This is a genomic window from Streptomyces sp. NH27 (assembly GCF_056859195.1).
Map to the genome: position 1 here is coordinate 1 of NZ_JACEGK010000246.1, position 11,271 is coordinate 11,271.

Consider the following 11,271-nt stretch of genomic DNA (forward strand, 5'->3'; position numbering starts at 1 on the left):
AGATGGCGGGCCCGGACTCCGGCGAGCTGGGCGATCTGGGTGCGGCAGGAGAAGCCGTCGGCCAGGACGGCGGTGCCGGGTTCGGCCGCCCGGACCGCGGGCAGCAGCGCCTCCTCCGCGCAGGCCACCGACACCTCGTAATGGCCTTCTTCGAAGCCGAAGTTGCCGGCCAGACCGCAGCAGCCGCCGACCAGGGCACCGGTCAGTCCGGCCCGCTCCCGCAGCCTGCGGTCGGCCGCGTCGCCGAGCACGGCGTGCTGGTGGCAGTGGGTCTGACCGGTGACGGCCCGGTCCAACCGCGGAGGCACCCAGTTCGGCGCGTACTCCTCCAGCGTTTCCGCGAAGGTACGTACGGACGCGGCGAGACGGGCAGCGCGCGGGTCGTCGGCGCCGAGGAGTTCGGGCAGGTCGGCGCGGAGCGCTGCGGCACAACTCGGTTCGAGCACGACCAGCGGCACGCCGGCGTCGAGGAGCGGTGCGAGCCGGTCGAGGGTACGGCGCATGACGGCCTTGGCGTGGGTGAGTTGGCCGGTGGACACCCAGGTGAGGCCACAGCAGACCTGCGCGTCAGGGATGCGCACGCGCAGGCCCGCGGCCCGCAGCACCCGGACCGCGGCGCGGCCGACCTCGGGCGCGAGGTGGTCGGTGAAGGTGTCGGGCCACAGGACGACGTCGCGGCCTTCGGGCCTGGCTCGGGCGGTTCCGGAAGGCTCGGGTCGGGCGGCTCCGGCAGCTCCGCCGGGGTCCGCGAGACCTTCGGCCGGCCCGTCGGTTAGCCCGTCCGTGTCGGACCTATGCCACCATCGAGTGAATGTCTCGGACGCGAGTTCGGGCATTTTCCGCTCGTCGGCAATGCCCGCGAGGCGTTTCGCCAACCAGCTCGTTGTCGGTACCCTGCCAAGGAAGTTGAGCGGGCCCGCGAGCGGCGCGGACCAGCGCAACCACACCGGGAGCCAGCCCATCGCGTAGTGCGAGCGCGGCCTCAGCCGCCCCCGGTAGTGGTGGTGCAGGAACTCCGCTTTGTACGTGGCCATGTCGACTTCGACCGGGCAGTCACTGCGACAACCCTTGCAGGACAAGCAAAGATCGAGCGCGTCGCGTACTTCCGTGGAGCGCCAGCCGTCCTTGATCAGCTCGCCGGCGAGCATTTCGTGCAGCAGCCGGGCGCGGCCCCGTGTGGAGTGGCGCTCCTCGCCGGTCGCCCGGAATGACGGGCACATGACGTCCGAACCGCCCTCCGGAAGCGTCGCCGTACGGCACTTCCCGACGCCGACACAGCGCCGGACCGCGGCCGGAAAATCACCTCTATCACCTGTTCGTGTGAATTCCATGTCGACCCTCCAGCCATTCGAAGGGGGTAGCACCGAGAACCGCAAATTGCTGACACTGGTCGCGGGACGCACGAGCATCCCCGGATTCATCCCGGCGTCGGGGTCCCAGAGGTCCTTGAAAACTGCAAAGAGAGCGATCAACTCCGGGCCGTACATCTTCGGCAGGAACTCGGCGCGTGCCTGCCCGTCGCCGTGTTCGCCGGAGAGCGAGCCGCCGTGCGAGACGACCAGGTCCGCGACGGCCTCGGAGAAGCGACGGAAGCGCGCGACCCCGGCCTTGTCCACCAGGTCGAAGTCAATGCGTGCGTGGACACAGCCGTCGCCGAAGTGGCCGTAGGGCGTGCCGCGCAGCCCGTGTTCGGCCAGCAGGGCGCGGAATTCCCGCAGATACGCGCCCAGTCGGGCCGGAGGCACCGCGCAGTCCTCCCAGCCCGGCCACGCCTCGGTGCCGTCGGGCATCCGGGTGGCGGTGCCGGCGGCGTCCTCCCTGATCCGCCACAGGGAGCGCTGCCGGGCCGGATCGGTGACCAGGGCATGACCGGTCATGCCCTCGGCCGCGCCGCACAACTCCCGCGCGTGGACCAGCGCGTCGTCCGGGTCGTCGCCGCCGACCTCGACGAAGAGCCAGGCCCCGCCGCGCGGCAGGGACCGGCCGGCCGCCCCGACCAGGTCGGCGGCCATCCCCTCCACCGTCAACGGGCCGTGCGGCAGCAGGAGATGCGCGGCGTCCGCGGCGGCGGACTCGTCGGGGTAACCGAGGACGGCGAGCACCCGTGCGGCCGGCGCCCGGACCAGCCGTACGGTCGCCTCGGTGAGCACCCCGAGGGTGCCCTCGCTCCCGGTGAAGGCCCGGGCCGCGTCGCGGCCGTGCTCGGGCAGCAGCCGGTCGAGGGCGTAGCCGGAGATCCGGCGCGGCAGTTGCGGGAAGCCGGTGCGCAGCAGCGCCAGATGGTCGTCGGCCAGGGACCGCAGGCCGTCGCGCAGTCGGGGCGGCGCGTCGGCGGTGAGGGCGCCGTCGAGCCGGACCCGCTCGGCCCGGTAGGTGAGCACGTCCAGGGCGCGCACGTTGTCGGCGGTGGTGCCCCAGGCCACCGAGTGCGCGCCGCAGGCGTTGTTGCCGATCATGCCGCCCAGGGTGCAGCGGCTGTGGGTGGACGGGTCGGGGCCGAAGGTGAGTCCGTGCCGGCCGGCCGCGGCCCGCAGATCGTCGAGCACCACACCCGGCTGTACTCGGGCGGTGCGCGCGTCGGGGTCCAGTGCGAGGACCCGGTTCATGTGCCGGGTGAAGTCCAGGACGACGCCGGTGCCGGTGGCCTGTCCGGCGATGGACGTGCCGCCGCCGCGCGGCACCACCGGCAGGCCGTGCTCGCGGCACACCGCCAGTGCCGCGGCCACGTCGTCGGCGTCCTTGGGCGCGACTACCGCCAGCGGCACCCGGCGGTAGTTGGACGCGTCCATCGTCATCAGCGCGCGTGTACCGGCGTCGCACGCGACCTCGCCGCGTACCGCCGCGCGTAGTGCCCGCTCGGCCCCGGGGGGCATGGCAACCGTCATAGGTCCAGCTTGCCGCGCGGGGGCCCGGCGGGTGCGTACGGCTCCCCCGCCCGCTGCTACCACAGGTGGACGACGCGCCGTCTCATCGGATGGAACGCCGACGGCAATAGGCCCGTAACGGACTACGCTGCGGGCGTGGCCGATATTGAGATCCCCGCTGACATCAAGCCCGCCGACGGACGGTTCGGGTCGGGTCCCTCCAAGGTGCGGACGCAGGCGCTCGACGCGCTGGCCGCCACCGGGACGTCCCTGCTGGGCACCTCTCACCGCCAGGCGCCGGTGAAGAACCTGGTCGGGCAGGTCCGGGACGGCGTGCGCGCGCTGTTCTCGCTCCCTGAAGGCTACGAGGTGGTACTCGGCAACGGCGGGTCCACCGCGTTCTGGGACATCGCCACTCACGGGCTGATCAGCGCCAAGTCGCAGCACCTGTCGTTCGGCGAGTTCTCGTCGAAGTTCGCGAAGGCGTCGCAACAGGCACCGTGGCTGGCGGACCCGACGATCGTGAAGTCCGAGCCGGGCACCCACCCGGAGCCGGTGGCGGAGGCGGGCGTCGACGTATACGCCCTGACCCACAACGAGACGTCCACGGGCGTCGCGGCGCCGATCCGCCGGGTCGCGGGCGCGGACGACGGCGCGCTCGTCGTGGTGGACGCCACCTCCGGTGCGGGCGGCCTTCCGGTCGACATCACCGAGACCGACGTGTACTACTTCGCGCCGCAGAAGTCCTTCGCCGCCGATGGCGGGCTGTGGCTGGCGGTGTTCTCGCCGACCGCCCTGGAGCGTGCCGCGTCGATCGCCGAATCGGGCCGGCACATCCCGGCGTTCTTCGACCTGCCGACCGCGATCGACAACTCGCTGAAGAACCAGACCTACAACACCCCCGCGCTGTCCACCCTGTTCCTGCTCAAGGAGCAGCTCGAGTGGATCAACGGCCAGGGCGGTCTGGACTGGGCGGTCAAGCGCACCGCCGACTCCTCCTCGCGGCTGTACGGCTGGGCGGAGAAGGCGTCGTACGCGACGCCGTTCGTCGCAGACCCCGGGCAGCGCTCCCAGGTCGTCGGCACCATCGACTTCGAGGACGGCATCGACGCCGCCGCGGTGGCGAAGGTGCTGCGGGCCAACGGCATCGTGGACACCGAGCCCTACCGCAAGCTGGGCCGCAACCAGCTCCGGATCGCGATGTTCCCGGCCGTCGAGCCGTCCGACGTCGAAGCGCTCACCGCGTGCATCGACTACGTGATCGGGCAGCTCTGACCGCTGCGGTGACATGCTGACCCGCTCGCGAGGCCGCCGCACGGCGGCGGCCTCGCGGGTGGCACGGCGAAACGGCATGCCGGCATGTCAGTCGGGCCTGCGGCGCAGGCGCAGCAGTCTGCGCAGGCCGTACCCGGCGGCGGCGATGCCGGCGAGTACGACGAAACCGATCGCCCGCCCACCGGAGTTGGCGGCCTTCTTGGTGCTGGTTCCGTCGGCGGGCGGCGGCGTCCGGCCGGGCCCGGCCGAGGAAGCCCCGGTCGGGGTGGCGTCCGCGCGCGAAGTGGCGCTGGCGGCCGCCGTGACGTCGTCGGGCAGTTCCTCGCCGCTGAGCGCCTCCTTCCAGACCTTGCTGTCCCTGCCCTCGCTGCCGTACAGCAGCGAGCGGCCGTCGCGGGTGAAGGTGACGGACTCGCCCTGCGGCTGGATGGGCACGGTGAGGGAGCCGATCTTGTGAGGCCGGCCGTCGGCCCAGCGGTAGTCGGCGGACCAGAGATAGCCGCGCAGCACCAGGCGGCTGCCGTCCGGGGAGAAGGCGCCGTCCGTCACCCAGGGGACGTCTCCGATGCGACGGAAGACGTTCACACCGTCGGTGCTCAACTCGGCGGGGCCCTCGTAGAGGTGGCCACCCTTCTGGTTCTTGCTGGCGATGTAGACCCGGCCGGTCGTGGGCTGCACCATCAGTGCCTCGGCGTCGCGGGACCCGTCTTCGTACCGGATGGTGAAGCGGGCGACGTCGACGGTCCGGCTGGTCAGGTCGTGCGGTTCGGGGAAGCGGTAGATCCACACCTCGGGCCAGGAGTTGAGGTTGTCACCGGTGTCCGCGACATACAGGTCGCCGCCGGGGCCCAGCGAGATCGCCTCCACGTCACGGGCGTGGACACCGCGCATGGTGAGGGTGGCGACGGTCTTCCCGGTGGCCGCGTCGATGCCGTAGACGTAGGGCCCGTCACCGCTGTCGTTGTGCGTCCAGTACATCCCCGGGTGCAGCCGGCTGGCGGCCAGGCCGCTGGACTCGGTGATCCGCGGGTCGCCGATCCGGAAGGCCACCGTCGGCCCGCTGTCGGCGATCGCGGGCGTGACCGAGGCGCAGCTCAGGACGAGGGCGGCACCGGAGGCGGCAGCCGGGAGGTACGTACGCATGGGCCAAGCGTGCCATCCGGTCGCAGAAGGCTCGGCGACCGAGTGCCCCTCTTGATTCGAGCGCACTCCAAGAGCTTGGCTTGAGGCCATGGAGTACACACAGCTCGGACGTTCCGGCCTCAAGGTCAGCCGCCTGGTTCTCGGCACGATGAACTTCGGTCCGCAGACCGACGAGGCGGACAGCCACGCCATCATGGACTCGGCTCTCGCCGCCGGGATCAACTACTTCGACACCGCCAACGTCTACGGCTGGGGCGCGAACAAGGGCCGCACCGAGGAAATCATCGGCAGCTGGTTCGCGCAGGGCGGCGGCCGCCGGGACAAGGTCGTGCTGGCCACCAAGGTCTACGGGGACATGGCTGCCGAGGACGCCGACTGGCCCAACTACGATCGGCTGTCCGCGCTGAACATCCGCCGCGCGGTGGAGGCGAGCCTCAAGCGGCTCGGCACCGACCACATCGACATCTACCAGTTCCACCACGTGGACCGGAACACACCGTGGGAGGAGATCTGGCAGGCGATCGACGTCCTGGTGCAGCAGGGCAAGATCCTCTACGCCGGGTCCAGCAACTTCGCCGGCTGGCACATCGCCCAGGCCAACGAAGCCGCGGCCAGGCGCAATTCGCTCGGTCTGGTCAGCGAACAGTGCCTGTACAACCTGGCGGTGCGGGACGCGGAGATGGAGGTCATCCCGTCCGCGCAGCACTACGGCCTCGGGGTGATCCCGTGGTCTCCGCTGCACGGCGGTCTGCTCGGCGGGGCGCTGCGCAAGCAGCGTGAGGGCGGCGGGGCACGCTCCACCACGGGCCGCAGTGCGGACGCGCTGAAGTCGCCGCAGCAGCGGGAACAGATCCAGGCGTACGAAGACCTGTGTGACAAGCACGGCGTCGACCCCGGTGACGTGGGCCTGGCGTGGCTGCTGACCCGGCCGGGCGTGACCGGGCCGATCGTGGGTCCGCGGGTGCAGGCGCAGCTCGACTCGGCCCTGCGGGCAGTGGAGTTGAAGCTGTCGGAGGAGTTCCTGGCGTCCCTGGACGAGATCTTCCCGGGCCCCGGTCCGTCCCCGGAGTCCTTCGCCTGGTAGCCCTGGTGGCTCTGGTGGCTCTGGAAGCAGAGGCGGCGGGCGCGCAGGCGGGGCTTGCGGACACGCCGTAGCGGTGTGCGTGGGCGCCGGGGTCAGTGGACCGCGGCGGCCACGACCACCACCGCCAGCATCAGGACGAAGGCGGCGGTCATCACACGGGTACGGGTCTTGGGGTCCACGCTTCGAGGTTAGCCGTCCGTGGCGGCCGGTCCGCCGCCCGGGGCCGGGGTTCGACCGAGCGGCCAGGTGGCCACGGTGTCGTAGCGGGGCTGCTCGCCAGGTACGCCGGAGCTCGGAAGGGTGCTGGCGACCAGGGTCAGGGTGCCGGCGGTCCAGGGCGAGCCGCGGAAGGTGGCCAGTGCGTCCGCGAAGGGCCGCAGCGGCACCCGGGCGGAGCGCGGGACGCGGGCGAGGGTCAGGTGGGCGCGGAAGGCGTGCTGCTCGGCGTCGTGGGGCACCCCGACGCGACGGCCCGCGGCCCGTACCGACCCGGCGAGGCGGCCCATGGCCGGCAGGTCGCCCTCGGCGCCGATCCACAGAGCGCTGCCACCGAAGTGGCCGCCGCCGGCCAGCCGCAGGGTGAGTGGATCGTGCCGGCGGGCGGCGCGGCCGAGGCGTTCGTCGAGTTCGGGGCGTACGTCGTCGGGCACCTCACCGAGGAAGGCGAGGGTGAGGTGCCAACCCGCGGTGGCGGTCCACCGCAGGTCCTGGGCGCCGGGCAGGCGCCGCAGGGGTGCGAGCGCCGTGGTGAGTTCGGTCACCGCGGCGGAGGGCGGCAGGACCGCCGTGAAGAGCCTCATGCCGCGGAGGTCAGCCGGTTGCCGGAAGAGCCGGAGGGGCTCGGTTCGGCGCCGGGCGTGCCGCGGTCCGAGGTGACCTGTTCGGGACTGCCCTGCTGCGAGACGCCCTGCCCGGAAGTGCCTTCGGCACCGGCCGCCGGGTCGTGCCCCGCCGCGTCAAGCGCCGGGTCCGCCATCGCGGTGCCGGTCTCGACCGGCGCTCCGGGGCGCGGGGCACGGGGCACGAGGGCGATCAGCGGGCGGCTCTTGTCGCGGCCGGCCCGCAGGTTCACCCGCAGCCGCAGGCCGCCGGCCCGGGCGAGCACCAGTCCGACGCCGGCAGCGCCGGCGGCGGAGACCAGGCCGCCGGACAGAAAGCCGACGCGGGCGCCGAAGGTGTCGGTGACCCAGCCCATGACCGGGCCGCCCAGCGGGGTGCCGCCCACGAAGACCATCATGTAGAGGCTCATCACCCGGCCGCGCATGACCGGGTCGGTGGCGAGTTGGACGGTGGCGTTCGCGGTGGTGTTGAAGGTCAGGCCGAACACGCCGATCGGCACCAGGAGGATGGCGAAGATCCAGAAGGTCGGGGCGGCCGAGGCCAGGACCTCCAGCAGGCCGAATACCAGGGCGGCGGCGACCAGCATCCGCAGCCGGGTGCGGGTGCGGCGGGCGGCGAGCAGGGCGCCGATCAGGGATCCGACGGCCATCAGGGTGTTGAGCAGGCCGTAGGTGCCGGCACCCGCGTTGAAGACCTTGTTGGCGAAGGCGGACAGCCAGATCGGGAAGTTGAAGCCGAACGTGCCGATGAAGCCGACCAGCACGATCGGCCAGATCAGCTCCGGCTTGCCCGCCACGTATCGCAGGCCCTCGCGGAGCTGGCCCTTGCCGCGGGGGGCGCGTTCGATCTTGTGCAGCTCGGAGGTGCGCATCAACAGCAGGCCGGTGAACGGGGCGAGGAAGGAAAGGCCGTTGATGAGGAAGGCCCAGCCGCTGCCCATGGCGGTGATCAGCACGCCGGCGACGGCGGGGCCGACAAGGCGGGCGGCCTGGAAGTTCGCGGCGTTGAGGGAGACGGCGTTGCGGACCACGTCGGGGCCGACCATCTCGACCACGAAGGTCTGCCGGGTGGGGTTGTCGACGACGGTGACCACGCCGAGGAGGAAGGCGATCGCGTAGACGTGCCAGACCTGGACGACGCCGGACAGGGTGAGCGTGGCGAGAACCAGACCGAGCAGGCCGAGGGCGAGCTGGGTGCCCAGCAGGATCTTGCGCTTGGGATAGCGGTCGGCTATGACGCCGCCGTACAGGCCGAACAGCAGCATGGGCAGGAACTGCAACGCGGTGGTGATGCCCACGGCGAAGGACGAGCCGGTGATGCTCAGCACCAGCCAGTCCTGGGCGATCCGCGACATCCAGGTGCCGGTGTTGGAAATCACGGCGCCGGTCGCGAAGAGCCGGTAGTTGCGGATCTTGAGGGAGCTGAAAGTGCCCGTCTTAGCGGCGGGACGGTCAGGTTCGGTTGCGGTATCTGGTCCGGCTGCCGAACTCAATCGGTACTCGCCTGCCCTTCCTGGGTCGTTCGTGCGCGGCGGGCCGGTAAGGGCCCGCCGCGCACGAGGTCACGCGCAGGTGGCGCGGTGACCTGCGGTTCACAGGTGTGCCAACTTCTCCAGGACGGGGGCAGCCTGGCGCAGGATCGCCAGCTCCTCGTCGGTGAGTCCCTCGGCCAGCTCGGCAAGCCAGGCGTTCCGCTTGTCGCGGCTCTCGGCGAGCATCGCCTCGGCCTGCGAGGTGCGGCTCACCACCACCTGACGCCGGTCGTCGGGATGCGGCTCCCGGCGGACCAGCCCCTTGCCCTCCAGCATCGCCACGATGCGGGTCATCGACGGCGGCTGGACGTGCTCCTTGCGGGCCAGTTCCCCTGGGGTGGCGGAGCCGCAGCGGGCCAGGGTGGCCAGCACCGACATCTCGGTGGGGCTCAGGGACTCGTCGACGCGCTGGTGGCGCAGCCGACGCGACAGCCGCATCACGGCGCCACGCACTTCGCTCACCGCTGCGCGGTCGTCCTCGGACAGTTCGGTCACGTTCATTAGGTTAGCTCATTACTTTGGCTAAGTACAATTGCCGTGCAAATACTGCCCGTCGCCCCTGGCCCAAACTCCCACCCCCCGCATCTCACCCGTACGGGTGAGATTGGCGCCGAAAGCGACACGCGCGGCCGCGATGTGCGGCGACGGTGGTCGCATGGCATCGAGAGTGCTCAGCCTCCGGATAGACGCAGAGCTGTGGGACCGGATCAATGACCATGCCGCCCGACGCGGAATGAGCGCCCAGGACTACGTAGTCCGGACGCTCATTCGCGACGACTTCGACGAACGCTTCAAGACGGCGGTCGAGGAGACCGACCGCTTCTACGCCGCCGCACCGCACCCCGAGCAGGAACCGCCTGCCGGGCCGGGTCCCGCCTCCCGCGACCCGGCGGCGCGACGGGCTCGCGCTCGGACCGGACCTCAGACCGGACCTCAGACCGGATCTCAGACCAGGCCGAGCGCGGGCATCAGGTAGTAGAAGGTGAAGACCGCGGCCACCACGTACAGCGCGAGGGGGACCTCGCGCCAGCGGCCGGCCGCGGTGCGCAGCAGGCAGAAGGTGATGAAGCCGATGCCGATGCCGTTGGTGATGGAGTAGGTGAACGGCATCAGCACCATCGTCAGGAACGCCGGGATCGCGATGGTGAAGTCGCTCCAGTCGATCTCCCGGATCGAGCCGGACAGGATCAGGAAGCCGACGGCGACCAGCGCGGGGGTGGCGGCCTGCGCCGGCACCATCTCCGCCAGTGGCGCCAGGAAGAGCGCGAAGACGAACATCAGACCGGTCACGACGCTCGCCAGTCCGGTCCTGGCGCCCTCGCCGACGCCGGCGGTCGACTCCACGAAGCAGGTGTTCGCCGAGGAGGAGGTCGCACCGCCCGCGGCAGTGGCGATGCCGTCGATCATCAGCACCTTGCTCATCCCGGGCAGGTCGCCCTTCTTGTCGAGCAGCCCGGCCTCGTCGCTGACGCCCAGGATCGTGCCCATGGCGTCGAAGAAGCAGGACAGCAGCACCGTGAAGACGAACAGGATGCCGGTGAGCACGCCGACCTGGTGAAACCCGCCGAAGAGGCTGACCTTGCCGATCAGGCCGAAGTCGGGGGTGGCCACGGGGTTACCGGGCCACTTGGGGACGGTCAGGCCCCAGCTCGCGGCGGGCACGTTGGCGATCAGGTCGACCACCACGGCGAGCACCGTCATCGAGACGATCGAGATCAGGATGGCGCCGGAGACCTTTCGGATGATCAGCGACAGCGTCAGCAGGGTGCCGAGCACGAAGATCAGCACCGGCCAGCCGGTGAGGTGGCCGGTGCCGCCGAGTTGGAGCGGCACCGTGGTGTGGGCCGCGTCCGGGATGCGGGTGACGAAGCCGGAGTCGACCAGGCCGATCAGCAGGATGAACAGGCCGATGCCGATCGCGATGCCCTTGCGCAGGCCCAGCGGCACGGCGCTCATCACCCGTTCCCGCAGGCCGGTCGCCACCAGCAGCATGATCGCCAGACCGGCCAGGACCACCATGCCCATCGCGTCCGCCCAGCTCATCCTGGGCGCGAGCTGGAGGGCGACCACCGTGTTGACGCCCAGCCCGGCGGCGAGTGCGACCGGCACATTGCCGATGACGCCCATCAGCAGCGTGGTGAAGGCCGCGGTCACGGCGGTGGCGGTGACGAGCTGCCCGCCCTGGAGGTGGTGATGGAACTTGTCGGTACCCGAGCCGAGGATGATCGGGTTCAACACGATGATGTACGCCATCGCGAAGAACGTGGCCAGCCCGCCGCGAATCTCCCGGGGGATCGAGGAGCCACGCTCGGAGATGCGGAAGTAGCGGTCCAGGCCGGTGGCGGGCGGTGTGCCGATGGGCGGGCGCGCGTCGACCGGAGCGGGGGCCGTGGGGGACATGCGGGTCCTCAATCAGGGTGCTTTTATCGCCACGGTTTGGGCGATCATACGAATGATTTCGGTCAACGAGTGACCGTTTCAGTATGAACAAACAGGAAACCGGACGCTATCTCCGCGCGTAGAGGCCCCTGAAC

At 71.0% G+C, this 11,271-nt stretch carries 8 protein-coding genes; 2 read left to right on the forward strand and 6 right to left on the reverse strand.

The genetic code is table 11. From position 1 onward, the window contains the following. On the reverse strand, positions 1-2,873 hold a 2,873-nt coding region (locus AC13HU_RS20525), incomplete at its 3' end, for an FAD-binding and (Fe-S)-binding domain-containing protein (protein ID WP_483043367.1). A gap of 147 nt (positions 2,874-3,020) precedes the next feature. On the opposite strand from AC13HU_RS20525, the gene serC reads away from it, so the two are divergent. Next, complete coding sequence (gene serC / locus AC13HU_RS20530; protein WP_483043368.1) at positions 3,021-4,139, forward strand: phosphoserine transaminase; 1,119 nt, start codon at positions 3,021-3,023, stop codon at positions 4,137-4,139. 87 nt (positions 4,140-4,226) lie between these two features. Here serC and AC13HU_RS20535 read toward each other — a convergent pair whose 3' ends face one another. Beyond that, on the reverse strand, positions 4,227-5,282 hold the full coding sequence (locus AC13HU_RS20535) for a hypothetical protein (protein ID WP_483043369.1): 1,056 nt from the start codon (positions 5,280-5,282) through the stop codon (positions 4,227-4,229). An 88-nt stretch (positions 5,283-5,370) separates the two neighbouring features. Between AC13HU_RS20535 and AC13HU_RS20540 the strand changes: the two genes are divergently transcribed. Next, positions 5,371-6,366: an aldo/keto reductase gene (locus AC13HU_RS20540; RefSeq protein WP_483043370.1), complete on the forward strand. Its 996-nt coding sequence runs from the start codon at positions 5,371-5,373 to the stop codon at positions 6,364-6,366. Positions 6,367-6,554: 188 nt separating this feature from the next. Here AC13HU_RS20540 and thpR read toward each other — a convergent pair whose 3' ends face one another. From thpR to AC13HU_RS20560, 4 genes are all read right to left on the reverse strand, one after another. Continuing rightward, complete coding sequence (thpR, locus tag AC13HU_RS20545; protein ID WP_483043371.1) at positions 6,555-7,166, reverse strand: RNA 2',3'-cyclic phosphodiesterase; 612 nt, start codon at positions 7,164-7,166, stop codon at positions 6,555-6,557. Continuing rightward, complete coding sequence (locus AC13HU_RS20550) at positions 7,163-8,698, reverse strand: MFS transporter (RefSeq protein ID WP_483043372.1); 1,536 nt, start codon at positions 8,696-8,698, stop codon at positions 7,163-7,165. Before AC13HU_RS20550 ends, thpR begins: the two co-directional genes overlap by 4 nt. 99 nt (positions 8,699-8,797) lie before the next feature. Next, positions 8,798-9,238 carry a MarR family winged helix-turn-helix transcriptional regulator gene (locus tag AC13HU_RS20555; RefSeq protein ID WP_483043373.1) on the reverse strand — a complete coding sequence of 147 codons (441 nt, stop codon included), beginning with the start codon at positions 9,236-9,238 and terminating at the stop codon, positions 8,798-8,800. 444 nt (positions 9,239-9,682) lie between these two features. Then, positions 9,683-11,137: an NCS2 family permease gene (locus AC13HU_RS20560; RefSeq protein ID WP_483043374.1), complete on the reverse strand. Its 1,455-nt coding sequence runs from the start codon at positions 11,135-11,137 to the stop codon at positions 9,683-9,685. Positions 11,138-11,271: the final 134 nt, after the last annotated feature.

Coding starts and splice junctions, on each gene's coding strand:
- AC13HU_RS20555 (WP_483043373.1), bottom strand. CDS start 9,238: ATGAACGTGACCGAACTGTCCGAGGACGACCGCGCAGCGGTGAGCGAA.
- AC13HU_RS20535 (WP_483043369.1), bottom strand. CDS start 5,282: ATGCGTACGTACCTCCCGGCTGCCGCCTCCGGTGCCGCCCTCGTCCTG.
- AC13HU_RS20540 (WP_483043370.1), top strand. CDS start 5,371: ATGGAGTACACACAGCTCGGACGTTCCGGCCTCAAGGTCAGCCGCCTG.
- thpR (WP_483043371.1), bottom strand. CDS start 7,166: ATGAGGCTCTTCACGGCGGTCCTGCCGCCCTCCGCCGCGGTGACCGAA.
- AC13HU_RS20560 (WP_483043374.1), bottom strand. CDS start 11,137: ATGTCCCCCACGGCCCCCGCTCCGGTCGACGCGCGCCCGCCCATCGGC.